The sequence below is a fragment of the Priestia aryabhattai B8W22 genome (genome assembly GCF_000956595.1).
Lineage (GTDB): Bacteria > Bacillota > Bacilli > Bacillales > Bacillaceae_H > Priestia > Priestia aryabhattai.
Window position 1 is genome coordinate 14202 of the sequence record NZ_JYOO01000034.1, and the last position, 24142, is coordinate 38343.

24 protein-coding genes are annotated in these 24142 nt (G+C 39.9%); 16 read left to right on the forward strand and 8 right to left on the reverse strand.

Annotation, left to right across the window (positions count from 1 at the left end; genetic code table 11):
• Positions 1-51: 51 nt before the first annotated feature.
• The 3 genes from N178_RS26800 (at position 52) to N178_RS21125 (ending at position 888) form a co-directional block, all read left to right on the forward strand.
• Complete coding sequence (locus tag N178_RS26800; protein ID WP_160297366.1) at positions 52-270, forward strand: hypothetical protein; 219 nt, start codon at positions 52-54, stop codon at positions 268-270.
• 197 nt (positions 271-467) lie between these two features.
• Positions 468-635 carry a Fur-regulated basic protein FbpA gene (locus N178_RS26375; RefSeq protein WP_080890234.1) on the forward strand — a complete coding sequence of 56 codons (168 nt, stop codon included), beginning with the start codon at positions 468-470 and terminating at the stop codon, positions 633-635.
• 49 nt (positions 636-684) lie between these two features.
• Positions 685-888, forward strand: coding sequence for an IDEAL domain-containing protein (locus N178_RS21125; RefSeq protein ID WP_016766443.1), 204 nt, complete (start codon positions 685-687; stop codon positions 886-888).
• A 527-nt stretch (positions 889-1415) separates the two neighbouring features.
• Here the strand turns inward: N178_RS21125 and N178_RS21130 are convergent.
• The 5 genes from N178_RS21130 to N178_RS21145 form a co-directional block, all read right to left on the reverse strand.
• Complete coding sequence (locus N178_RS21130) at positions 1416-2771, reverse strand: arsenic transporter (RefSeq protein WP_045294673.1); 1356 nt, start codon at positions 2769-2771, stop codon at positions 1416-1418.
• Between the two features lie 245 nt (positions 2772-3016).
• Positions 3017-3157 (reverse strand): hypothetical protein, encoded by a 141-nt coding sequence (locus tag N178_RS26805; RefSeq protein ID WP_160297367.1) that lies wholly within the window; start codon positions 3155-3157, stop codon positions 3017-3019.
• Between the two features lie 74 nt (positions 3158-3231).
• Entirely contained in the window at positions 3232-4341 is a 1110-nt protein-coding gene (menC, locus tag N178_RS21135; RefSeq protein ID WP_045294675.1) for an o-succinylbenzoate synthase, read from the reverse strand.
• Positions 4338-5165 carry a GNAT family N-acetyltransferase gene (locus N178_RS21140; protein WP_045294678.1) on the reverse strand — a complete coding sequence of 276 codons (828 nt, stop codon included), beginning with the start codon at positions 5163-5165 and terminating at the stop codon, positions 4338-4340. The genes menC and N178_RS21140 overlap by 4 nt, the downstream gene beginning before the upstream one ends.
• A gap of 26 nt (positions 5166-5191) precedes the next feature.
• Positions 5192-5986, reverse strand: coding sequence for a MurR/RpiR family transcriptional regulator (locus tag N178_RS21145; protein ID WP_045294681.1), 795 nt, complete (start codon positions 5984-5986; stop codon positions 5192-5194).
• Between the two features lie 187 nt (positions 5987-6173).
• On the opposite strand from N178_RS21145, the gene N178_RS21150 reads away from it, so the two are divergent.
• From N178_RS21150 to N178_RS21185, 8 genes are all read left to right on the forward strand, one after another.
• Positions 6174-7544 (forward strand): sigma-54 interaction domain-containing protein, encoded by a 1371-nt coding sequence (locus tag N178_RS21150; protein ID WP_237758565.1) that lies wholly within the window; start codon positions 6174-6176, stop codon positions 7542-7544.
• Between the two features lie 73 nt (positions 7545-7617).
• Positions 7618-8934: an aspartate aminotransferase family protein gene (locus tag N178_RS21155; protein WP_045294684.1), complete on the forward strand. Its 1317-nt coding sequence runs from the start codon at positions 7618-7620 to the stop codon at positions 8932-8934.
• 64 nt (positions 8935-8998) lie between these two features.
• On the forward strand, positions 8999-10405 hold the full coding sequence (locus N178_RS21160) for a sodium:solute symporter family protein (protein WP_045294685.1): 1407 nt from the start codon (positions 8999-9001) through the stop codon (positions 10403-10405).
• A gap of 130 nt (positions 10406-10535) precedes the next feature.
• The gene (locus tag N178_RS21165) at positions 10536-11873 is read left to right on the forward strand and encodes an MFS transporter (RefSeq protein ID WP_045294687.1); all 1338 of its coding nucleotides are present in this window, start codon (positions 10536-10538) and stop codon (positions 11871-11873) included.
• A gap of 331 nt (positions 11874-12204) precedes the next feature.
• On the forward strand, positions 12205-15234 hold the full coding sequence (locus N178_RS21170) for an efflux RND transporter permease subunit (RefSeq protein WP_045294689.1): 3030 nt from the start codon (positions 12205-12207) through the stop codon (positions 15232-15234).
• A gap of 223 nt (positions 15235-15457) precedes the next feature.
• Positions 15458-15631, forward strand: a complete 174-nt coding sequence (locus tag N178_RS21175) for a hypothetical protein (RefSeq protein WP_045294691.1) — start codon at positions 15458-15460, stop codon at positions 15629-15631.
• Positions 15632-15736: 105 nt separating this feature from the next.
• Positions 15737-16000 (forward strand): autorepressor SdpR family transcription factor, encoded by a 264-nt coding sequence (locus N178_RS21180; protein ID WP_013055788.1) that lies wholly within the window; start codon positions 15737-15739, stop codon positions 15998-16000.
• Positions 16001-16639, forward strand: coding sequence for an SdpI family protein (locus tag N178_RS21185; RefSeq protein ID WP_045294692.1), 639 nt, complete (start codon positions 16001-16003; stop codon positions 16637-16639).
• Positions 16640-16788: 149 nt separating this feature from the next.
• On the opposite strand, the gene N178_RS21190 is transcribed toward N178_RS21185, so the two are convergent.
• Positions 16789-17781, reverse strand: a complete 993-nt coding sequence (locus tag N178_RS21190; RefSeq protein ID WP_045294693.1) for a DUF3231 family protein — start codon at positions 17779-17781, stop codon at positions 16789-16791.
• Between the two features lie 154 nt (positions 17782-17935).
• Complete coding sequence (locus N178_RS21195; RefSeq protein WP_045294694.1) at positions 17936-18451, reverse strand: cupin domain-containing protein; 516 nt, start codon at positions 18449-18451, stop codon at positions 17936-17938.
• A gap of 247 nt (positions 18452-18698) precedes the next feature.
• Between N178_RS21195 and N178_RS21200 the strand changes: the two genes are divergently transcribed.
• The 5 genes from N178_RS21200 (at position 18699) to N178_RS21220 (ending at position 23665) form a co-directional block, all read left to right on the forward strand.
• A complete protein-coding gene (locus N178_RS21200; RefSeq protein WP_045294695.1) occupies positions 18699-18917 on the forward strand; it encodes a hypothetical protein in 219 nt (72 codons plus the stop codon).
• Entirely contained in the window at positions 18914-19174 is a 261-nt protein-coding gene (locus N178_RS21205; RefSeq protein WP_045294696.1) for a hypothetical protein, read from the forward strand. The genes N178_RS21200 and N178_RS21205 overlap by 4 nt, the downstream gene beginning before the upstream one ends.
• A 279-nt stretch (positions 19175-19453) precedes the next feature.
• On the forward strand, positions 19454-21985 hold the full coding sequence (locus N178_RS21210) for an EAL domain-containing protein (RefSeq protein ID WP_045294697.1): 2532 nt from the start codon (positions 19454-19456) through the stop codon (positions 21983-21985).
• Between the two features lie 57 nt (positions 21986-22042).
• Entirely contained in the window at positions 22043-22687 is a 645-nt protein-coding gene (folE, locus tag N178_RS21215; RefSeq protein ID WP_045294699.1) for a GTP cyclohydrolase I FolE, read from the forward strand.
• 48 nt (positions 22688-22735) lie between these two features.
• Complete coding sequence (locus tag N178_RS21220; protein WP_045294701.1) at positions 22736-23665, forward strand: NAD(P)/FAD-dependent oxidoreductase; 930 nt, start codon at positions 22736-22738, stop codon at positions 23663-23665.
• Positions 23666-23701: 36 nt separating this feature from the next.
• On the opposite strand, the gene N178_RS21225 is transcribed toward N178_RS21220, so the two are convergent.
• Entirely contained in the window at positions 23702-23980 is a 279-nt protein-coding gene (locus N178_RS21225) for a hypothetical protein (protein ID WP_045294703.1), read from the reverse strand.
• Positions 23981-24142: the final 162 nt, after the last annotated feature.

The following is a 24142-nucleotide window of genomic DNA, read 5'->3' on the forward strand; positions in this document are numbered from 1 at the left end:
GAACTAATAGGCTGGGACAAAAGTATTTTAGCCCAAGTGCAAAACGAACCATTGATCAACAAGTTTGATGAGTGGTTCGTTTTTTCTTTTTTTATGGTGAATACAGCTTCATCTGTTTCGTCCTTTCAGTTGTTGATTGAAGGGCAAGGCGCAGACTCCTGCGGGAAAAGCGGGATAGATGAGACCCTGCAGGAGCGCAAGCGACGAGGAGGCTCAGCGCCCGCCCGCGGAAAGCGAAGCCTTGCATGGAAATCAACGGCGGTGTCATAAGCGGTTCAGCTCATGTATCTCATTTGTTCGTCTTTAGTTTGGATTCAGTTAGTTCTTTCTCGACCTCTTTTTATGCATTATTACATAAATTTAACATTTTCTTCACAGTAAGCTAAAGGACGGGCCGTATGATAAAGAAAGGTCGTGAAAGATAGAGAAATCATTTCATTTTCAAGTGTAAAATAGGCGGTGTAACGATGACAAAACAAGCTTACTCTCACATACAATGTAAAAAAACATCAATGATTGATTTATTGCTGGATGCAGGGGTTTATAAAAAAGGAAACAAGCAGCTATACGAGCTTACGCTTCAAGAACTAGAATCAGAATATGAAGCTATTTCACAGCAGCGCATATCTCCATGAAATTTTGATACATTGCTAGAATTTGTTATAATAGAGGAAAGGATAGGAGTTGATTTATATCGAAAAGCACCCGACAGACTCGCAGCCCATCCGTATGGATATCCTCGATTCTATATTTGCTAAAATGGTATTAAATAAGGCTATCCGAGATTTTAGAAGAGATCAAATTTTACGTGAAGTCGATCAAACATTAGAAGAAAGAAACAAAGAGAAATTTTTTCAATTAATTGAAGAATTAAAATCAATTTCGTAAAGGGCGTTCGCGCGATAGAATTTGATTTAATCATTTTAGCATATAAAAACAGGTAAGAAGCGGCATGCTTAGTTACCTGTTTTTTGTTGTCTCATTCCAAAACAAGGCCTTACATAAGAAGTGCACCTTGCTAGTAAACAGACAAAAAGAGCAAGTCTAATGTACTCACTCTTTTCAGAAAGGTATGGGTGTTACTGAGAAAATGAATGTCACTCTCTAAATGTTGCGTGTGGGGTTTAGAAAGTTCTATGCAACTGCATATTTTCTAATTCATTCACTCTATGTATTGTTAAAGTAACAATATAACCATATCTTATCACATGAATGAAATTCGATTCAATATATTTATTGATTTTCTTTTTAAATTGTTCTAAATAATTAGTGAATGTAAAAAAATGTTTTTATTAGGTGAATGTGTATCTATGAAAAAACAATAGAAAAATCTATTGGATTCTTATGAGAGACATTTGTTTATTTCTGACGGACTGTAAGCTTCAAAAGAGTACAATCCGTCCTGTAAATCAGTATTAAGAAAAAATGAGCTGAACCCAGTAGAATAGGAGGAAAAGCGTAACGATGGTGGTAAGCGGGATAACGATAAGTGATACTTTTAAATAATCTTTCCATTTTATTTTGATATGATTTTCTTTTAAAATATGCATCCAAATAAGAGAAGCCAGTGTTCCAATCGGCAATAAAAGCGAGCCCATATCACTTCCAATAATATTAGCAAGATAAATGGTTTTAAGAGTAATAGGATCGAGCCCCATTTCAGTCAAGGTAATGGTTCCGACCATTAAGGCAGGGTGATTGTTAAACAAGTTAGAGAGAATGGAAACAAGTCCTCCCATGATAAAGCTTGCTTCAAAAAGCCCTCGATTCACAATTGGTTCGCAAATTTTTACAAGTAGCTCTGTCAATCCTACGTTATGCAATCCGTAAATAATAACATACATCGAAAATGCAAAAACGAAAATGTGCCACGGTGTTTTCTTTAAAATATCAATCGGATTTGTACGTAAGTGATACCATCTCCAAATGAGTAAGATCAGTGAGCCCAGTACAGCAACCAATTCGATTGGTATGCCGAAATAAGAGGCGACAAATAGGAGACAGCGCATGACAAACACAAATAATAAAACTTTCAGCATAAATTGTGTGCGTTTACGTTTTGTTTCAACAGAAATGCTTCCTTTTAAGGGGTGAAACTGTTTCGTAAAGAAACTCTCTTCTATATCTTTTGAAGCATGCGGCAGTTTTTTTGGCAAATGGCGTTTTACGACCGTATACATGAGCCAAGACATAAATAATAAACCAAGTGTCGCCGGTACAAACATCATCGCCGTGTGCATATAAAGCGACATATGAACAATTTTTAAGGCAATCAAATTGACAATATTACTTACACCTATAGGCGCGCTGGAAGCGGTAGCAATAAGCGCTCCACTTAAAAGGTAGGGGATCTGCTGGTGGGGTTTTAGCTGAAGGTTTTTCAAAAGTAGAATTAAAATTGGAGTGGTAATTAAAATACTGCCGTCATTATTAAATAGTAAAGTCATTAAAAAGCAAAGCAGTTGAATGTACCAATATAATCGGTACCCTGAGCCTTTGGATAAACTCACTAGTCGTGCAGCTGCCCAGTGGAAGAATCCAAAACTTTCTAATATGACGGCCATGACAATGGTGGCAATAATGGTGATAGAAGCGCCGCTTATCTTTCCGAAAATATCAACGATGTCTGATTTGGATACAATCCCTGTAAGCAGGATAATAGCTGCTCCTATGGCTGCCGGCCATGCTTCGTTGATGCCGTTTGGCCTCCAAAAAATGACGAGCATTGTCATTGTAAACACGAAAATGGCAATTCCAATTTCAATATTCATCAGTATGCTCCTTTCTTCTAAAATTTGTAATGAATATACCCTTGCATGTCCCTTACACTCTATTTATATTCATTTATTACTAGAAGGATTGTGCATAAGACCATTTTTGCTAATATGTTTGTTTATCTTGCCAAGGCACGTACCATCTCGGGAGAGGAGCCTATAAAAAAGAGGCTGGGACATAACTAAATCCATCCAATCTAAAGAGAAATCAATTGAATAAAGAAGCTAGTATGCATTGCTTTTTACAACGCTGTTGATTTACATGCCAGACTTTGCGGGGTCTCATCCCTTCCACTTGTCCCGCAGGAGTCTTCGTCTTGCCCTTCAATCCACAGGTAGAAGCCAACTACATACATGAAACCTACGTTCACGTTTATCATCACAATGAAAAGATCCGAACAGTTTATCGTTCGGATCTTCCTTTAACTAACATACTTTTGTTCCAGCCTGTGCAAGATTAGCAAGTATAGGTTTTTTCGTGTAAAGTTAGCGCTTTTACCTGATCGTAATCAGGCTCATAGCCAATTCCCGGTGTATCAGGAACGGAAATAATGCCGTTGTCCACTGTGATTTCCGGGTGAACGATATCACGCGGCCAGTATTTAGATGATGCGGCCGTATCTCCGGGAAGCGTAAAATTAGCAAGTGTAGTAATGGCAATATTATGTGCCCGCCCTACGCCTGATTCGAGCATGCCGCCGCACCATACGGGCACACCGTGAGTTTGACAAAGGTCATGAATTTTTTTGGCTTCTGTTAGTCCGCCTACTCGGCCAATTTTAATGTTAATAATTTGTGTGCTTCCAAGTTTAATAGCTTTTCGAACGTCTTCAGCTGAATGAATGCTTTCGTCTAAGCAAATGGGGGTGCGCATGCGGGCCTGCAGTTCAGCGTGATCAATTAAATCATCATGAGCCAACGGCTGTTCAATCATCATTAAATCAAACTCATCCAGCTGAGCAAGGTGATCAGCATCTGCAAGCGTATAAGCAGAGTTCGCATCAACCATCAGCGGAATAGAAGGGAACTCGTTTCGAACGGCGCGCGTCAAGTTAAGATCCCAGCCCGGCTTAATTTTAATTTTTATCCGCTTATATCCTTCATTCAAGCCGGCTTCAATTTTTCGAAGCGTTTCGTCAATCGTAGGCTGAATGCCAACGCTGAGACCAACTTCAATTTGACTTTTACTGCCTCCTAGCGCTTTAGATAGAGAGAGGTTTTGCCTGCGCGCATACAAATCCCAAACAGCGCCTTCTAACGCCGCTTTTGCCATGTAATTGCCGCGAATATGAGCAAAGCGTTGAGATACTTCGTCAGGCTGCTGAATTTCTTTCTGTTGAAGCAAAGGAATTAAAAAATCCTCCATGATGTGCCAGTTTGTTTTGAGCGTTTCTTCTTTATAAAAAGGGTCCGCGCACGCTACGGATTCAGCCCAGCCGGATCGTCCGTCTTCATCTTGAATTTCAACTAAAATAAAATCTCGATCCACTTCTTTTCCAAGACTTGTGGTAAACGGATGAAGTAAATCCATTTTTAAATGCCGTAAAATGACGCGTTTTATGTTCATTTTTGCACCTCTTTTTTCGTTAAAATATAAAAATGAACGGGTGCGCTGCTTTCTGGAGACTTCTTGAAGTCTATTACTTGGAATCCTTTAGCAAAACACGTTTGAAATACGTATCTTGTACGCATTCGCCAGTCCAATGCAAGAGAAGGAGAGACTTCTTTCATTTGCTGAAAAGCAGACGGAATAGCTACAGACACGACGTCATGATCCAACCACTTTTCATCAATATCTGTAACAGAAGGAAATCCTTTATCCGTTAACGTCCATTGAATGAGCGATGCGTCCATTATTTGATCTGGCGTATAAAGAGGCTGAGCTCGTTTTGTATCCTCTAAAGATGCCCATTCTACAACGAATCGATCAGAAGGCAAGTCGGCATTTAACGGATCATTCATGTCTCCGTAGCAGTTTTCAATATATGTAGAACAAACGGCTCCAAGCTTTCCAATATTTAAATACCCATTGGCGCTTTCTAGAGGATCATACGTCCAGCTGATATATGAATACCCTATTTTTTTACTTTCTTGCCGCTGCGCATGCTTAAGCTTAGCTCCGATACCCATGCTGCGGTAGGCGGGGTCAACTGCTAGTATATGAGAACATAAATAGACGCAATTTCCGTCAAACCCTGGAAAACTATATTGAAAGCCAATCAGCTTTTCATTTAGAAACGCACCGAGAACAAGACCTCCGTTTTTAACAGCGGTTAAGGTTTGGTGAACAGGCGTTGCTTCTTCTTCTCCCCACACGCGGCTTTCTAATGCGCGTACGTCTTCTAGTTCAGCGGTTGTTTTGAGTGAACGAATCGTTAAAGCTTCAGTCATTTGTTTACTTCCTTTCTTTTGATCATTTATTCTAAAAAGATGCCTTGCTCGGCATAGAGCTTTTCCAAGTATTCCTGCCGTTTTCCAGCCGTTTTTTCATCTCTTTTTTGCATGCTGCTAATGACAATTTGAGATAGGGCAAGAAGCGATAAAATATGTTCGGTTGTTCCGGCTAAAAGTGTGATATCAGCGACTTGACCTACCGGAGACAGCCGGCGGTCTGTAATGGCAATTACTTTTGCTCCTTGTTTTTTAGCCTGCTGAGCTACTTCGAGCGCTTCTTTTGTATAGCGCGGCAGTGAAAATACAACAACGGCTGATGCGCTCGTGAGATTGCATAGCGTTTCAAGCAAAAATCCAGTTGGAAAAGATAAAAGAACATGATTGCGAAGCTGATTCATTTTATAATACAGCCAGTAGGCTGCCGTATGAGATTCACGGAAACCTGCAATATACACTTGATCACTTTTGATAAGCGCATCTACAGCTTGAGATAATTCCTTTTCGTCAACAGGGGAAAGCCATTCACTAAAAGGTTTCTTTTCTTCCGCTGCAGGCTTGCTAGCTGCTTCTTTTGATTCAGTAGATGAAAGCCATTCTTTTCGCATTAGCTCCTGCAAATCTGAAAAACCATTTAATCCAAGTGCGTAAGCTAGACGAATAACGGTTGTTTCACTGACACCTGCTTCTTTGCCAATCTGCCCGGCCGTGTACAGCGAGCCTTTTTCCATAAAATTGACGAGAAACTCCGCCACTTTTTTTTGACCGCGAGAAAGGTCAGGGAATTTATGTTTAATTAATTCTTTAAATGATTGATTCATATAGCCTCCTGAAAGAAGTTATAACTTCATAAAAATATATTAATGCATTTTAAACTTCATTTCAATTGTTGTTTCAAAATAAAAAGAAGCCCCCGTGATATAATAAATTGATTATTCAAAAATAAATGCCGTTATTCAAAAACAAATTATATTTTATTCAAAAATGAATAGAAAGCGGGGAGCATACATGAATTCAGAATGGAATGAAAATCAGTGGATCCTTCATTCATTAAAAGATGATTTGCTTGTGACGGATGAAAAAGGCATCATTGTCCGAATACATGAAGGAACGGGAAACATTTACGATGTAAAAGCTGAAAAACTGCTGGGAAAGTCTGTTTATGAACTTGAAAAACAAGGGTTGTTTACGCCAATCGTCACGCCAATTGTGCTTGAAACAAAGAAGAAAATTACGCTTGTACAAACAACTAAACAAGGCAAGCAGGTGCTCGTTACGGGCATTCCAGTAAAAGATGAAAAAGGAGAGATTAAAAGAATCGTCAGCTATTCTCATGATGTGACGGAGCTTATGGAAATGAAAACATATCTTGATGCGATGGAAGGCGAAATGCAGCGCGTAAAGAGCGAGCTTATGCTGCTGCGGAACCAAAATCTATCAACAGAAGGAATTGTATGCAACAGCGAAAAGATGCAGCACGTTCTTCGTACGGCTGTTCACGTTTCGAACGTAGACGTAAATATTTTACTTTTAGGGCAGTCCGGAGTAGGAAAAACGCACTTAGCCAAGCTGATACATAACAAAAGTACAAGAAGCAAAGGGCCGTTTATTGAGGTGAACTGCGGGGCAATTCCAGATCATTTATTTGAGGCTGAGCTGTTTGGCTATGAAGCGGGTGCTTTTACCGGTGCATCTAAAAATGGAAAGGTGGGACTGGTCGAATTAGCAGATGGAGGCACGCTTTTTTTAGATGAAGTGGGAGAACTGTCACCGGCGCATCAAGTGAAAATCTTAAAGCTCATTCAAGAAAAACAGTTTTATTCCGTTGGAGGAAGAAAGCCTAAAACCGTGGACTTCCGCTTAATTGCAGCAACGAACAAAGATCTTGAAAAAGCCGTAGCTGAAAAAGAATTTCGAGAAGATTTATATTTTCGTTTAAGCGTCGTACCGATTACCATTCCATCTTTGAACGAGCGCCCTGAAGATATTTTTCCGCTGCTCACACATTTTGCCGAGCAGTTTGAAAAGAAATACAACCGAAAAAGAACGTTTGATAATGCGGTTATTCATGCACTGCTTGCACATGAATGGAAAGGAAATGTGCGAGAGTTAATCAATGTGATTGAACACGCGGTGGTTGTGTCTTCACAAACGCTGATTACAATGGAGCATTTGCCGCATTCTCTGCATAGAAAAAAACGGATTCAGCACGTTGAAGAACATGGGGAAATAAAGCTTAACGACGCGTTAAACGAGCTGGAAAAAGAGATATTAGTAAAAGCAAAAAAACGGTATAAAACGACAACAGAAATAGGGGAAGCACTTGGAATCAGTCAGCCTTCAGTTGTTAGAAAATTAAAAAAACATTCCGTTTTTTAACGTATTTGGCACGCTCTTTGCATGTAAAACAAGTACACACACATTACTTGATAGATTGCGAGGAGGAAGTCAGATGACGCAGGCATCACTTACACAGTTAATGAACAGTTTACCGGACTTACTAGCACCAAGTATGGCGAAAGATCATCCTAATTTACCAGTGGTAAAAGCAGAAGGCTGCTACTACTACGGAGCTGACGGAAAAACGTATTTAGATTTTACATCAGGTATTGCAACAGCGAATACAGGTCATCGTCATCCTAAAGTTGTACAAGCGATTAAAGAAAGCGTTGATCATCTTATGCACGGCCCGTCAGGTGTGATTATGTACGAATCTATTTTACAGCTTGCTGAAGAATTAAAAACAGTATTGCCAAGAGGATTGGACTGCTTTTTCTTTGCCAACAGCGGAACCGAAGCAATAGAAGGAGCATTAAAACTGGCAAAGTACGTGACGCAAAGACCTTATACGGTTTCGTTTACGGGCTGTTTTCACGGCCGTTCTCTCGGAGCGCTTAGTGTAACCACATCAAAAAGCAAATACCGGAAATTTCTTCAGCCATCGGGCTTAACGTATCAGGTACCTTATGCGGACGTTACTCAGTGTCCAAAAGGAGAAGATCCAGAAATCTACTGCGTGGAAAAGCTGGAAAAAGATTTTGACACTTTGTTTAAGCATCAAGTAACGCCGGAAGAAGTGGCGTGCATGATTGTAGAGCCGGTTCTGGGAGAAGGCGGCTACGTGATCCCGCCGAAAGCATGGCTGCAAAAAATAAGAGAAGTGTGTGACAGACACGGCATTCTCCTTATTTTTGACGAAGTGCAAACCGGCTTTGGACGCACCGGCGAGTGGTTTGCAGCTCAGACGTTTGACGTGACGCCTGACATTATGGCAATCGCAAAAGGCATAGCATCAGGACTTCCGTTAAGTGCTACCGTAGCTTCCAAGCAGCTAATGGAAAAGTGGCCGATTGGTACACATGGAACAACTTTTGGAGGCAATCCAATCGCTTGTTCAGCAGCGCTGGCGACATTGGACGTATTAAAAGAAGAAAAGCTGATTGAAAACTCAAAAGAAATGGGGAAATATGCAGCGGATCAGCTTCAGCATTTGAAAGCGAAGCATGAAGTGATCGGAAGCATTCGTTCAGTAGGACTAATGATTGGAATTGAAATTATTAATCCGAAAACAAAGCAAGGTGACGGAAATCTTCTTCTTGAGATTCTAGACAAATGTTTGGAAAAAGGGGTGCTGTTTTACCTTTGCGGAAATAGCGGAGAAGTAATTCGAATGATTCCTCCTTTAACGATTACAAAAGAAGAAATTGATGCCGGGCTTCGCGTGTTAGACGAAGCATTGACAGAAATCACAAGTCTTCACGTGATTTAAAGCTTTTAGGAAGCTCTTTGTTTCAATGAAAGATAGATTGACCCATAATAAGGAGGAATCTGTTATGAACAGACTGGATATGACGGTTATGTTTGTCTATTTTGGCGTATTGGTTGTAGCTGGTATCATTGGCTCGTTAAAAGCAAAGTCATCAGAAGATTTTATTTTAGCCGGGCGAAACTTAGGGATGTTCATGTATTTAGGATGTTTGTCTGCCGTTATTCTAGGAGGAGCGTCAACGATTGGAACGGCTCAGCTTGGCTACGAGCACGGGCTGTCTGGCATTTGGTTCGTGACGATGATTGGACTTGGAATCATTACGCTTGGCACGATTTTCATTAAGCGAATTTCGTCGTTGAAAGTGACCACTATCAGTGAGCTGCTAGGAAAAAGATATAACGCTCAAGCGCAAATTATCAGCGCGGTTGTTGCCGCTATTTATACACTCATGGTATCAGTCACTCAAGTGATTGGAATGGGAACGATCATTCATGCGCTGCTTGGCTGGAACATGACGGCATCAATGTTAATTGGCGGTTCGATTGTTTTGTTCTATACGATTTTAGGCGGAATGTGGAGCGTAACGGTCACTGATATTATTCAGTTTGTTGTGATGACGGTGGCGATTTTTGGATTTATGCTTCCAATGAGCGTATCAGAAGCAGGGGGTCTCAAAGCGCTTACCGGAGATTTGCCATCATCTTATTTTGATTTTTCATCGATTGGATACGGTCAAATCTTTCAGTATTTCCTTCTGTATACGCTTGGTATGGCAGTATCTCAAGATATTTGGCAGCGGGTATTTACGGCGCGAACAGAAAAAATTGCCCGAAACGGCTCCATTTTTGCAGGCGTGTACAGCATTGCCTACGCGATTGCCGGAAGTGTAATTGGAATGTGTGCATATTTGCTGCTGCCAAACGCAGAAAGCAGTCAAAGCATTTTTGCGACGCTTGCGATTCAAATTCTGCCTCAAGGGTTATTAGGTCTCGTGCTGGCAGGCGTTTGTTCGGCGCTGATGTCAACTGCTTCAGGAACGCTGCTTGCGTCTTCTACGCTGATTAGTAACGATATCATTAAAAAAGTGTGGCTTAAAAATATTTCGGAGAAAAACTATTTAATTTTAACGCGTGTAAATACGCTTATTGTCGGCGTGCTTGCTATTATTTTTGCTCTTTGGATTCAAGACGTGCTTGTTGCTCTCGACGTTGCGTATGCCATTTTATCAGGAGCGATTTTTGTTCCGTTTGTTGTGTCGCTGTTTTGGAAAGACATTCATCCAAAAGCAGGAGTTTCAGCGATTGTTGTCAGTACGCTAGTAGTACTTGGCGGTCTATTAATTGAAGGACTTTCTTCTACTACTCCAATTCTATACGGAATTTCAAGCAGCATTATTATAATGGCTGGATTTGCGGTTATGGCTCGAAACAAAGAACTGTCTGATCAAGAAAAGGTTCAAGAAGATATGTGAATAAGGGGGTAAAAAGCTTCTCATAGTAAAGTGAGAAGCTTTTTAGCATTTTGTATGCATAAGTATAGACAACAAACGGCAAGGAGGAGTACACTAGACGCTCAGATTATAGAGATAAGGAGATTGTTACATGAAAAGCAGAACGTCCGTAATGGTTAGTATTGTGCTGGCAATGCTAGTGGCTTCGCTTGATTCAACGATAATGAATACGACGATGCCCGTTATTGCAAAAGAGCTTGGAAGATTTGATTTGTACGCGTGGTCGTTTGCTTCGTACATGATTGCAAGTACGATTTTATCTCCGGTAGCGGGTAGATTATCGGATTTATTTGGGCGCAAAAAAGTATTTGGGTTTGGAATTATTGCTTTTTTAATTGGTTCTATGCTTTGCGGCGTGGCGAATACGATGATTCAGCTTGTTCTTTTCCGTGCGGTTCAAGGAATAGGAGCCGGGTTTATGGTGGCCTTTCCCGCTATTATTGCCGGAGACTTATTTCCAGTTGAGAAGCGAGGGAAAATTCAGGCGCTCTTTACAACAATGTGGGGATTATCAGCTGTGTTGGCTCCGCTTTTAGGCGCTTTTTTTGTGGATTATTTAACGTGGAGATGGATTTTCTTTATTAATTTACCGGTATGTATCGTCTCGTTGCTAGCGTTAATGCCGTATCAAGAAAGCTATGAGCCGAAAAGAGCAAAAGTCGATTACATCGGTGCCATTTTGTTTGGAGCGGGCGTTACGTCGCTGCTGCTCGTTACGGTAGTGGAACAGAATCGAGTTGTGTATGCAGTAGCGGGACTTATTTTATTAGTGATTTTTTATCTCCATGAACGAAAACATGCTTCTCCGATTGTACCGCTGTCCATGTTCCAAAACAAAACGCTGTCATGGATTAATATCAATGCATTTATTGGGACAGTGGCTTTATTCGGAACGTCAAGCTACATTCCATTATTTTTACAGCGAGTAGCGCATCTGTCACTGTTTATGAGCGGAGTTGCGCTGTTAGGAACAGCGGTCGGATGGATGTCTGTATCTGTGCCTGCAGGTAAATGGATTTTAAAACACGGCTACAGAAAGCTGTTGTTAATTGGAAATGTGCTGCTGGTTGGCTCAGGAACACTTCTGATGATGCTAAATGCAAGTCACGGTTTCTTTTACGTGTTTTGCGTCATGATTGTACAAGGACTATCGTTTGGTCTGCTTTCTACGGTTGGAGTCATTGGTGTACAGCAATTAGTAGGCGGACATGAAAGAGGTATTTCAACATCATTTTTTATGTTTTGCAGAAACATGGGAACAGCAATCGGCGTTACCATTATGGGTGCTTTGCTGACTTCAGGCGGAAGCTTTATGGCGGGCATTCATCACTTGTTTTTATTTGGCTTTGCAGGAAGCATCGTGGCGTTATTAACGTCTTTAAAAATTCAAAACGATACGGAAGCAAAGCACAGTCGAGCTGCTAGTTGAGGGAATTTATGCTAAATATGTTTATTTCATAAAAAAACGGGAAAAGACCAAATAAGGTCATAGAATTGCCTGAGAAATCGTAGGCATATTCTTCTTCTTCTTTCACTTACTACATGTGGGACGCCGGGTATCGGCGTCTTTTTTTTGTGCTGTAAAAGAGCTGTTTATATAATCAAACGCATATACATAAATGATTTTGTTCAAATAATGGGACTTTTTTCAAAAATAAGTCTTTAAATGGTAAGTAACATTAGGTATAATTTAATGGTTATTTAGCATATTTTAGAAATGTTTGACTGAGTTTGTACGAAAAAGTGAAAGGGGATATTTCATGTCATGGCTCACCAAATGGTCGTTTAAAAACAAAGCGGCTATTACCATTATGTCTATTTTAATTTTAGCTTTAGGAGTCATTAGTTATTTTACACTTCCGATGGAGTTCCTGCCGACTGCTGATCAGCCTCAGGTGTCCGTAGTGGTTATGGGGCAAGGAACGGATGCAGACTCCATGGAAAAACAAGTGACGTCACCGATTGAAGAAGCGGTAGCCGGTGTTAAAGGAAAAAGCAACGTGTATTCGACGACGGGAGACGGCTATTCCAAAATCGATCTTTTATTTGAATCCAAAACGGATATGAAAGAAGCAAAAACAAACGTCCAAGAAGCGCTGTCTTCGGTTCAGCTTCCAGCCAGCGTATCAAAGCCTAATGTTATTCAATTAAATACCTCTATGATTCCCATCGCAGATATTTCACTCACATTTAAAGAAGGATTAACAAGAGACAATCTGGATCTTGCAGAGAAAAAACTGATTCCTAAATATAAAGACATTAAAGGCATTGCGAGTGTCCAAACGTACGGAACAGCGGATTCCTATGTGTCTATTAAAGTTGACAATAAAAAATTGTCACAAAAGAACGTGACGATTGATAAAGTCATCAGCGTGTTAGAAGGGAAAAACACGTCGCTTGCAGTTGGAGAAAAAGTCATTAATAACAAGTCGAGCAACATCAATGTAACAGGTAAAATTGACAGCTTGGATAAAGTGAAAAAGCTGCCGGTTGCACCGAATGTAACGCTAGGCGACCTTGCAAAAGTAGAGGTCAAAAAGCCTGAAGGCATCGTGACGCATATTAACGGAAAAGATGCACTTTTACTTATTGTGACAAAAGACAGCCACTCAAACGCCGTTAGCATTACAAAAGAAGTAAAAAAACTGTCTCAGCAAATTAACAAAGACTATAACAATGTGAATGCTTCTGTATTTTTTGCAACAGGGGACAGCGTACAAAACTCTGTTCATTCAATGATGAAAGAAGTGTTGCTCGGCGCACTTTTTGCGACCGTTGTCATCATGCTGTTTTTACGCAGCGTTCGCTCTACGTTTATCACAATTGTATCCATTCCATTATCGCTTTGCTTTACGCTGTTCTTACTGTCTAAATCAGGCGTCACGCTCAATATTTTAACGCTTGGAGGAGTAGCGGTAGCAATTGGTAGGTTGGTAGATGATAGCATTGTTGTCATTGAAAACATCTTCCGGAAAATGCAAAAAGAAGAGTTTTCGCTTAGTTTAATTATTGATGCCACAAAAGAAGTAGGCTCTGCTATTACTGCTTCTACGTTAACGACAGTAGCTGTATTTTTACCAATCGGTCTCGTAAACGGAGGACTTCAGGACTTTATGCTTCCGTTTGCTCTAACGCTGACGTATTCGCTGCTTTCTTCATTGATTGTGGCACTTACGGTTGTACCGTTAATGAGCGCGGGATTATTAAAAAATGAAAAACTTCGCAAGCACAAGCAGCCGGTTCGTTTCACAAAGGTTATTACGTGGTCGCTTAATCATAAATGGGTTGTGCTGCTGCTTTCGTTGCTTTTATTTGTCGGATCTATTGGCGCGTACACGATGATGCCTAAAGGAGCGGTGGATAACTCTTCATCTGACTTTGTAGGCACGACATTAAGCTATCCAAATAATACGCCAATTAAAACCGTAGAAGAAAAATCACTGCAGCTTGAACGCTATATTTTAGCGCAAAAAGAAGTAAAAGAAGTATACATGCAGCTTGGTAATACGGATGAAGGAGCCAAGTGGGGAGACGTTGGTTCGCCTACTGAAGCTACGTATACGATTATCGTAAAAGACAGTGGAAATACGGATTCGCTGATGAAACGAATCCAAAATCAAAAGAAGCTCTATGACGGAGGCGATCTTAGCGTCAGTGCTGCTTCACTCATGGGAGCGTCCACTACTTCCATTACCGTTGATGTGATTGGAAACGACATGAACAAGTTAGAAAAAACAGCAAGCAGCATTAAGAAAGAAATCAGCGATATAAAAGGAGTAGACAAAGTTTCTACGAACCAAGACGAAAAGAAAACGATTTACTCTTTAGACGTAGATCCAACAAAAGCGAATACGCAGCAAGTAGCGCAGCAGCTTGGCGTTATGCTGAACAAAACGCCGATTGGAGCGGTAGATTTAGAAGGCAAGCAAGCAAACGTACTTCTTGAATCTGTCTTAAATCCAACATCACCAAAAGAGTTAAAAGATATTTCTATTATGACAGAGACAGGACCGTCACCTGTTTCAAAAGTGGCTTCACTAACGCAAGCTGAAAAGCCAACCAATCAGTTTCACAAAAATGGAGACCCGTATATTCAAGTAACAGCAGATGTCAATCCAGAAAAGCTTTCAGAGATTAATAAAGACATTCAAACAACCATTTTTGGAAACGGTAAGAGTAAAGGACTGTCGATTTCAAAAGATGTTGACGTTGTAATTGGAGGAGCAAGCACGCAGCAAGGAGAAGACTTCTCTGACTTGTTTATTACGATGCTTGTGTCGATTGGTATTGTGTTTTTAATTATGGTGATTACGTTTAAAACAATCCGCACGCCGTTTGCGATTTTATTCTCGCTTCCGCTTGCAGCGATTGGTGCCGTTTTAGGGTTATTAATCAGCCGCATTCCAGTAGACGTAACGGCTTTACTTGGAGCACTGATGCTGATTGGTATCGTTGTAACCAACGCCATTGTACTATTAGACCGCGTGAAGCAAAATGAAAAGAAAATGATTATGCGCGATGCCATTGTTGAAGCAGCCGCTACGCGTATGCGTCCAATTGTCATGACGTCTGCTGCTACGATTTGTGCGATGCTGCCGCTTTTATTTAAACAAAGCGAAAGCGGAAGCCTCGTTTCTCAAAGTCTAGCAGTCGTTGTAATCGGAGGATTGGCCGTTGCGACTCTTCTTACGCTCGTAGTTATTCCGGTTGTATATGAACTGCTTCATTTCAGAAAATCGAAAAAGCAAAGAATACAGCAAAAACAGCAGAAAGACGTCACTCCGCTATAATGTTTAAAAGAGGCTAGGGCATAAGTATGTTAGGTGAAGGAAGATCCGAACGATGAATTGAGATTCTTGAGAGAGAATCCAACGCGTTCGGATTTTTTTATTGGCAGAGTGAACGTAGGTTTCATGTCTGTAGCTGGAATTGATTTGGTTACGTCCCAGCCTCTTTTTATGAAACCTTTTGGCTAGGAAAACGTATAGTTAGACAAAGAGATGGAGGGATACTATGCTTAAAATAAAAGAGCGATGTTGCGTTTGTCAAAAAGAAATTCAGCCGAATGAAGAAGTATGGATGCGGATGAAGTATCCAAGTAAAAGAGGCATGACCGAAATTAAAGCTTTTCTACATCAAGAAGCGCAGTTTGTATGCATGGACTGCTTTGAAAAAACAAAAAAATGAGTCAAATGCAACTGTTCTCTTTTCAAAATATTGACATATTATATTTTATAGTTTAGTATTTAGATAATTATCTAAATACTTAAATATGATGGAGATGAACTTCAAGTGAATGAAACGTTTAAAGCCTTAGCGGATCCTACTCGCAGAAAGATTTTAGAGCTGCTAAAAGAGCGGGATTTAACCGCAGGAGAAATTTCCGAGTATTTTAATATGACCAAACCAAGCATCTCAAATCATTTAAAAATCTTGAAGCAAGCGGACCTCGTTCAAGATGAAAAAAGAGGGCAGTTTGTGATTTATTCGTTAAATACAACCGTTTTTCAAGATTTAATCGGCTGGTTTTTCAGCTTTCAGAAAGGAGAGAATTAAATGAAAAAGCACGTATTTCCTTTAGGCATTACCCTTCTAACATTGGTTGCATGGCTCATTGCACTGCCACACCTACCAGCTACGATGCCCATTCACTGGGGAGCAAATGGAGAAGCAGACGGATTTGCCACGAAGATCAATGCAATGATCTTAACAGTAGGAATCATGGTATTTATTTATTTTGTCATCGCATTTGTTCCGCGAATTGATCCGCGTAAAGAAAATTATAAGTACTTTTCAAAAACGTATAACATCCTGTTAAACGCTGTACTGCTATTATTCTTTTTTGTAAATATGAGCACTATTTTACAGGGGCTGGGCTATAACGTGCCGATGTCGTACATTGCTCCGATTATGGCTGGACTCGTTTTTATCATTATCGGAAACTACTTGCAGCGCGTGCGCTCGAACTATTTTATGGGGATTCGTACACCGTGGACGCTAAGCAATGAAACCGTATGGAAAAAGACGCATCGGTTATCTGGAAAGATCTTTTTTATCGGCGGACTGCTAATTCTTATTAGCGCTTTTTTACCTGATGGATATAAGTCCATTATCATGTGGGGTAGTATTGTTCTGTGCGTGGCGGTTCCTTATCTGTATTCGTACGTGGCGTATAAAAAAGAAATGAATATGTAAGCATACCAAAAAATCCGGTGAAGATACCGGATTTTTTTATGGATAACATATCAGCCGTAACGCCACGGTTCGTGTCACGCCGGCTGATGAGAATAAATACAGCATAAAGTATGAAACGCGTTTCAGGTCAAGAGCTGCTATGAAAAAACTTACACTTGCTTACGATCGCTTGCTTCAGGCGGCTTTTCAATCCAGCCGTTTTTAATCATCACTTCGCTGCAGCGCCCCGCTACTTTTAAGTCTCGTAAAATACACGCTTCACAGTGCCCGACAATATCAAGCCTCATGCTGGTGGTCATTGCCGTTGCGTAGTAAGTAATGGCTACTTTAAACATTGCGCCTGCATGAAACGTCATCAGCTTTTCTGAAAAAGGCGCGTGCGTAGACGTTGTGATTTCATTATCCAAAAGCGGAGGAGTATGGAGGTTTTCTTCGTGCATAATGGAAGAATAAAGCTCAATATGCTTGTGGGCTACATCAAGACCGGTCTCCATTACTTTCTTCACATCTTTTCGTTTGCTCACTTGTTTAAAGGCAATCAAAAGCGCTTTGGTTGCCATGCTTTTGCGTAAGTTAAAATAAATATTACCGGCTTCATTTGCGTTTAAAAGACGCTGCTTTCCGACAAAATCAAGAGCGTAAGACAAATCTGTGATCGGCTCTTGTTTTTTAGGATTTAAAAAATAAGGAGCAGGCACATAAAGATTTTTTGCTAAAAGCAAATCGAGCGACCGATTGTAGATTTCCATCGCATCTAAATTACATTGATGATAATAATCTCGAATATCTCGCCGAACCGAAACGCTAAATGAAATGCCATACCCTGACAAGCCGTGAATCGTCATGTCATGAAGATACTTCAGCCAAAACGAGTCTGTAAAAAGCGGAGGTGCGTGCAAGTCCACATCTTCATCTGTAAATCCATTCGGCAGCGGAAAATGTTCGGCCTGAAAAATGGCAGTCAGTATCTCAATATGTCTTTCAGATAACTTTAGCGAAAAAGCAAACAGCGACCGAATCTCGGCATCCCTCACCGTTGCAAGAACGTGTTTTGCGACACAAATCGCCAGCGTATCCTGATGGTACTGCGCGCATAGACTCGTTATTTCAGTTGAAGTCAAACGCTTGCTTTCTGCATTCAATGAGCTTTCCTCCTATCTATAAAAATGGTACGTATCTACGAAAAACAGATAAGTATAGTGTGGACAAGGTTGTGTTAAATTATTCCATTGATAAATTGGAATCAAAATAGAAAAAAGACCTGCATGGTAAAGAGCAGATCTCTATGTAAAGCGTTTATTTTTTATTGAATGCTTTTTCAATTTCAGGGTAGGTAATGCCGTATTTTTTAGAGACGGTAACTAAACTCATAATTTCTTCTTCAGTAGGCGGTCCTACTTGCGGCAGAGGAGCACTTTCTGGAACGGAAATACCAAGTTCTTTAACGAATGAATCAAAGCCTGCAGGAGAAGCAGTAAGGATAAATTCCGTTTCTTCTGGTCCGGTCACAAAGCGATGCTGAATACCTCGAGGAGCAAAAACATAATCGCCCGCTTTTGCTTCAATTATTTCTTCTCCTACGTAAAAAATCATCGATCCGCGCTTTACGTAAAACGTTTCGTCTTCATGTTCGTGAAGGTGAAGCGGGGGACCTTGGTTTGCTGGTTTCACTACGTGCGCCACGGCGTAAGCTCCGTTTGTATCTTCACCTGATACAAGAAGCGTTACTTTTTCATCAAGAAAATGAAATGTGTTTTGATCGTGTGGTGTACGGTGAAAAGCGTTTGTTAGCTGATTATGAGTTGCGGTCATCCTTTTATCTCCTTAAAAAACATATTTTGAGATTATTGTATACTAATATGGACGTTTTGTGTGCAAAATAATAGTTAAAAAGAATTATTTATTTACATTTATTATCTTTTAATAGTTCTATTGTTGTTGGTTGTGGATTTTCCATAGAATTCCCTTTATCTATTTTCCAAAACTAACCAATATGCTAACATAAAGGTAGAATTTCTAAATGGATAAGTGATGGATAAAATGTAAAAGGAGAGTTTAGATGAAGTTATTTAAAGATGCGTCTAAACGAGAGCATCAAAATTGGAATAAAGCTGTGTCGGCAGGTTTTTATATACTTTTATTGCTGCTGTTTGTGAACGTAACAATGTATACCTATAAAGGTGCCGAGTTAGTGTCGTCATCTTCTATGTTTTGGACAGGGATCATCGTGACGTTTGGCTATCAGTTCATTTTAAATAGAAAAAGTGAGGAAAAATGAATAAACAGCCTTGGCACCGTTCAGAAAAATTCCTGCTGCTGCTGTGCTTTTTTGCGCCACCCATTGGTTATGTGGCGGTGGTGATGAATAAGAAAAAGCTAAGCAGAGAACAGTGGCTGAGTAACTTAACGGTAGCGACTATTATCATGTCCATATGGCTGCTGAAGTTTTTACCGCATCAGTGGGGAACAATTATTTTACTAACGGGAGTCGGAATTTACTGGTATCACCGAATTTTGAAGAAGTTTAAGAAGTAGGGGCAGGGATAAAGAAAGTTAAATTTTCCCCCTTTGATATTTTGATAAAAGAAGTTAAAATATTATAGTAATACAAATTTGTTCTACCCATGTAAATAAAAGTATGTATTTAATATGTTTTATGATTAGTTAAGAATAGAGCCAACCAAAGCGGTTGGTTTTTTGTATGAGTTCATTCTTTTTTTGTGGAAATTGAAGAATAGTATCCGATGTAAAGCTAGAGCATACAGGCGAGTTTTAAACTGTCGGATCAGTTCTTTAAACAGGAGGCCATCACTAGTGTCGATAAAGAAAAAGTTATCCGTATTCTTTACTTTGCTGGTATTGTGTATTCTACTAGCAAATAACACCTTGCACTACATTCGATCAAAAAATAGATTAATAGAGTTTAACCAAAAGGAAATTACGCTGGTAACAGAAGAAATTGCGTACGAAGTCGAAAATTCCAAAAATAGTGCTTCCTATATGGAAGATCGAATGGCACAGGAATTACGAACGGCTTCAATTGCGATTCAACAGTCTTTGCCTGCTGATTATCATGACATCAGCAACGACCAGTTAAAACAACTGGCTAAAAAACTGATGGTATCTCACATTACATTATTAGCTCCTGTAGGAGACGATATTATAGGCGTAAAATCTTCTGATCCTAAGGAAATCAATATGTCTACTAAAGAGTGGGGCTATTGGTATACATCTTTCCAGCAGCTTCTTTCACAGCAGCCGGTTACTACCAAAAAAGGATTTGCTTTATCTCACTTTTGGAGCGGGCCGATTGAAATAGCTTCCAGCAACCCTAATCACATTGACAAATGGGGGTATTATTACGACGGGTCTACTAATTATATTATTAACCCTTATTTTCGTGATAAGCATGTGCTGGATTTTGAAAGGAAATTTGGTCCTACGAACGTAATGAACCGCTTTACTGAAAATCTTGACGGCGTTCTTGAACTGACCGTTTTTAATCCTAAAAATTTCGGAAGAAAAAATCAAAACGTATATTTAAACGGCAATAAATATATTAAAATAAAAGATCAGCCGATTTGGTACGGAACATACACGTATCGAAATACTAAACGTGACGAACAGTTTATTCAAAAGGCCTTAAAAACGGGAAAATCACAAAGCTATACTGCTGTCATTAACCATAAAAAAGTATTAAAAACATTGGTGCCGATTAAAGAAAAAAACTCTCCAGCTTACGTAATAGGCGTAGTGTATGACTACGGACTTATTGAAAAAGAGCTGCAGCAAGAATTAATCAAACATTTACTGCTGTCTCTTCCATTCATTCTTCTTGTTCTTATTATCAGCTTTGTCTTCTCTACATCGATTACGCGGCCAATTAAACATATTATGGAGCACGTAAATCAAATCGCCAAAGGCAATTTCGGCAAGGTGCTGAATACAAGAAGAAAAGATGAGCTGGGAGGACTTGTGGCCAATATCAACCACCTTTCTCACTTTTTAAAAACATATGTGGACGATTTAAAGAAAAGTCAGGAAGAAAGTGAGTATCATGCGTACCACGACTTTTTGACAGGATTGCCGAACAGAAGATATTTTAAAGAAGAATTAAACAGGCGCTTAATTGAGTCGAAGGAAAAGTCTATTCGTCACGTAGCCGTGTTATTTATGGATATAGACCGGTTTAAAGATATTAATGACACGCTAGGGCATTCAAAAGGCGATCAGCTTATACAGCTCATAGCTAACCGCATTAAAGAATGTCTGCCTCCTGCTAACAGCTTTCTTACAAGGCAAGGAGGAGACGAGTTTGTCATTTTATTCAGTGACTTTACGCCGCAAGAAGTTGAGCGTATCACCGAGAAGATCATTGCGTATGTCCAACAGCCCTGCTACATTGACAATGATGAAGTTTTCGTCAGTATCAGCAGCGGGCTAAGCTTTTATCCGGAACACTCTACGAATTTGGACACGCTTATTACGTATGCAGATGTCGCCATGTATGCTTCAAAAAGACAAGGCGGCAATAAAGTAAGTATTTATCACGATTCGTTAAATCAAAAACAAGCTGAAAAGGTTCACATCGAAACGCGCTTGCGAAAAGCAATTCAAAAAGGTGACATTGACGTTTACTATCAGCCGAAAATAGAAGCGAAGCGCAATGTAATCACCGGCGTAGAAGCATTAGTTCGCTGGAATGACGCAGAGCTTGGGTTTGTTTCTCCGGAAGTATTTATCCCTATAGCAGAAGAAGCTGGTTTGATTCAGTCTCTATGGGAAGTTGTCATGAAGAAAGCTTGTTCTCAAGTCAGCAAATGGAACAAGAACCGAAACGAAAAAATGACGCTAGCGGTTAATTTTTCTCCGCGGCAATTTCAAGATCCGATTGTGTTGGTTAATGAAATACAGCAATTTCTTTCGCTCCATAGATTTGATCCCGCATGGTTTGAAATGGAAATTACGGAAAGTACATTGCTTATGAACGCGGAAGAAACGATTAAAGCTTTACATCTGCTAAAGAAATATGGTATATCAATTTCTATCGATGATTTTGGAACCGGATATTCTTCGTTGAGCTATTTAAAAAAATTACCAATCGATTGTTTGAAAATCGACCGGTCTTTTATCCAGGATATTCAAGAAGATTACAGCAACAGCGAAATTGCGCAGGCGATTATCAGCTTATCTCAAAGCTTAAAGCTGCAGGTAATCGCAGAAGGTGTGGAAGAAGAGTATCAAAAAGCGTTTTTAATGGAAAATGGCTGTGATCATATGCAGGGATACTTGTTTAGCAAGCCTCTTGCTGCAACAGATTTTGAAGCAGCGTTTTTAAATAGCTGAAGCAAAACCATCATTTGAAAATAAATTTACTAAGAAAAGGGAAGAGGACATAAAAAGATGGCACTTAGTACACAAAATTTAATTGCTCAAAAATTTTTAGAAACAGTAGGAACAAATTCAACTGAAATAGATAAAAAAATAGGTCAAGCTGACACATTTATGAATGCAGTGAAGGAACTGATCGATTTATGCGGAGATAATCCGGAAAGAGACGGCCTTGAAGAGACGCCGTACCGCGTGTTAAAGGCATTTTTGGAATACACGGAAGGCTACCGAGAAGATCCGAAAGCTCATTTAGAAAAAACATTCGATGTGAATCACAACGAACTGGTGTTGATAAGAGATATCGAGTTTCATTCAATGTGTGAACATCACTTTGCGCCCTTCTTTGGCGTTGCTCACGTTGGGTATATACCGGATAAAAAAATTACAGGTTTATCTAAAATCGCTCGTACGGTAGAAGGGTATGCAAAAAGATTTCAAGTTCAAGAACGTCTAACAAATGAAATTGCAGATGCAATCGAAGAGGTGTTAGAGCCTAAAGGAGTTATGGTAGTTATTGAAGCAAAGCATATGTGCATGTGCGGAAGAGGAATTAAAAAATCTTCAGCTTCTACAGCCACTTCATCCGTTCGAGGAACGTTTATGGAAAAACCAGAGGTTCGAGGAGAATTTTTATCTCTTTTACAGCGACAAATGTAAAGAAACAACAAGCCATATAAGCTGAGAAGCAGAAGCGAGGTGAGCTGTATGCAACACGTTGACGTACTGATTATTGGCGGAGGGCCCGCTGGCATCTCTGCTGCCGTGTGGTGTAAAAGGCTAGGCGTTGAGTGCTTGCTTCTTGAAGAGCAGGCACAGCTAGGCGGACAGCTGTTTACGATTTACAATGAGATTATTGATTATCCCGGAATACAAGCGGAAAATGGAATTGAGATGCAGCGTAAAATGGTTCAGCATTTTATCGATATGGACTGTTTATATGAAGCGAATACAAAAGTAATTTCCATTGATGAACGTTCTAAAACAGTAAAAGTAAAGCAGCAAGAAACGGAAAAGGAAATTGGCTATACGTATCTTATTTTAGCAACGGGCTCTAGTCAGCGAAAGCTGGGAGTGCCGGGTGAACAGCAAATGATTGACCGAGGAGAAGTATACTCTGCTTCAGCAGACGGAGAACGGCTAAAAGGTAAAAGGGTTGCTCTCATTGGCGGAGGAGACCGGGCTTTTGAAGGAGCACATCTTTTAGCATCACAAGCAAAACAAGTATATTTGATTCATCGTTCTACGCATTTTAAAGCAAGAGAGCAATACGTTGAAAAAGTGCTTTCCGACCCCGGTGTTAAAGTGATGACGGATACCGAAGTGAAGGCTATCCACGGAAAGCATCACGTCACATCGATCGATTTAAAAAGTAAAAACAGTGAATGTAAGAACCTATCAGTAGACGCAGTGCTGATTAGACTAGGCGTAGCGCCCAATGTTGAACTTATTAAAGAAAAAGTCACCACTACAAAAAGCGGGCTCATCGTCATTAATGAAGTGCATCAAAGCAGCAACCCAGCTATTTATGCCATTGGAGATGCGTGCACGACTCCCTTGTTTTCTAGTATCAGCTCTTCAGCCGGCCAAGGAGCGATTGTAGCCAAGCATGTATCGAGTCTTGTGAAAAAGTCATAATCTAAAAAAGCATCTATCAAATCGATAGATGCTTTTTTACGTAACATAGTAGAAAAAACATAGCAGAAGTACGTTTACAGGCAGACAAATCGTTTGGAAAAAAGCAATGTAGTTTTGAGGCGCAGCGCTGATTCTTTTTACTAGAATATACTCGGTGATGAAATTAAAAAGAACAATGATAGAAGCGACTGTTATATACGCCCAGACGTTCTGCTGAAACAAACGAGTAAAAAGAGGCGAGAAAAGAAGTAAAAAAGCAGCGGTTTGAAGAGAACCTCTAGAAAATAAATCATGTTTTTTAGCACTTTGCGTCACGCTATCCCTCCTTTATATGTGTTATTTTACCAAATAACACAGCCTTAAAAAATGCCTTTGGCTATCTTTCCTGATATGTTCCTCATTTGGGGAAAATAAGGTAAAATATATGTCAAATATAGCTTATAATAATATAAAAGAAATAGATAAAAGGAGGCAGCA

Excerpts from the sequence above, each read along its gene's own strand:
- N178_RS26375 (WP_080890234.1), top strand. The coding sequence starts at position 468 with ATGACAAAACAAGCTTACTCTCACATACAATGTAAAAAAACATCAATG.
- N178_RS21130 (WP_045294673.1), bottom strand. The coding sequence starts at position 2,771 with ATGAATATTGAAATTGGAATTGCCATTTTCGTGTTTACAATGACAATG.
- menC (WP_045294675.1), bottom strand. The coding sequence starts at position 4,341 with ATGAACATAAAACGCGTCATTTTACGGCATTTAAAAATGGATTTACTT.
- N178_RS21140 (WP_045294678.1), bottom strand. The coding sequence starts at position 5,165 with ATGACTGAAGCTTTAACGATTCGTTCACTCAAAACAACCGCTGAACTA.
- N178_RS21145 (WP_045294681.1), bottom strand. The coding sequence starts at position 5,986 with ATGAATCAATCATTTAAAGAATTAATTAAACATAAATTCCCTGACCTT.
- N178_RS21150 (WP_237758565.1), top strand. The coding sequence starts at position 6,174 with ATGAATTCAGAATGGAATGAAAATCAGTGGATCCTTCATTCATTAAAA.
- N178_RS21155 (WP_045294684.1), top strand. The coding sequence starts at position 7,618 with ATGACGCAGGCATCACTTACACAGTTAATGAACAGTTTACCGGACTTA.
- N178_RS21160 (WP_045294685.1), top strand. The coding sequence starts at position 8,999 with ATGAACAGACTGGATATGACGGTTATGTTTGTCTATTTTGGCGTATTG.
- N178_RS21165 (WP_045294687.1), top strand. The coding sequence starts at position 10,536 with ATGAAAAGCAGAACGTCCGTAATGGTTAGTATTGTGCTGGCAATGCTA.
- N178_RS21170 (WP_045294689.1), top strand. The coding sequence starts at position 12,205 with ATGTCATGGCTCACCAAATGGTCGTTTAAAAACAAAGCGGCTATTACC.
- N178_RS21175 (WP_045294691.1), top strand. The coding sequence starts at position 15,458 with ATGCTTAAAATAAAAGAGCGATGTTGCGTTTGTCAAAAAGAAATTCAG.
- N178_RS21185 (WP_045294692.1), top strand. The coding sequence starts at position 16,001 with ATGAAAAAGCACGTATTTCCTTTAGGCATTACCCTTCTAACATTGGTT.
- N178_RS21195 (WP_045294694.1), bottom strand. The coding sequence starts at position 18,451 with ATGACCGCAACTCATAATCAGCTAACAAACGCTTTTCACCGTACACCA.
- N178_RS21200 (WP_045294695.1), top strand. The coding sequence starts at position 18,699 with ATGAAGTTATTTAAAGATGCGTCTAAACGAGAGCATCAAAATTGGAAT.
- N178_RS21205 (WP_045294696.1), top strand. The coding sequence starts at position 18,914 with ATGAATAAACAGCCTTGGCACCGTTCAGAAAAATTCCTGCTGCTGCTG.
- folE (WP_045294699.1), top strand. The coding sequence starts at position 22,043 with ATGGCACTTAGTACACAAAATTTAATTGCTCAAAAATTTTTAGAAACA.
- N178_RS21220 (WP_045294701.1), top strand. The coding sequence starts at position 22,736 with ATGCAACACGTTGACGTACTGATTATTGGCGGAGGGCCCGCTGGCATC.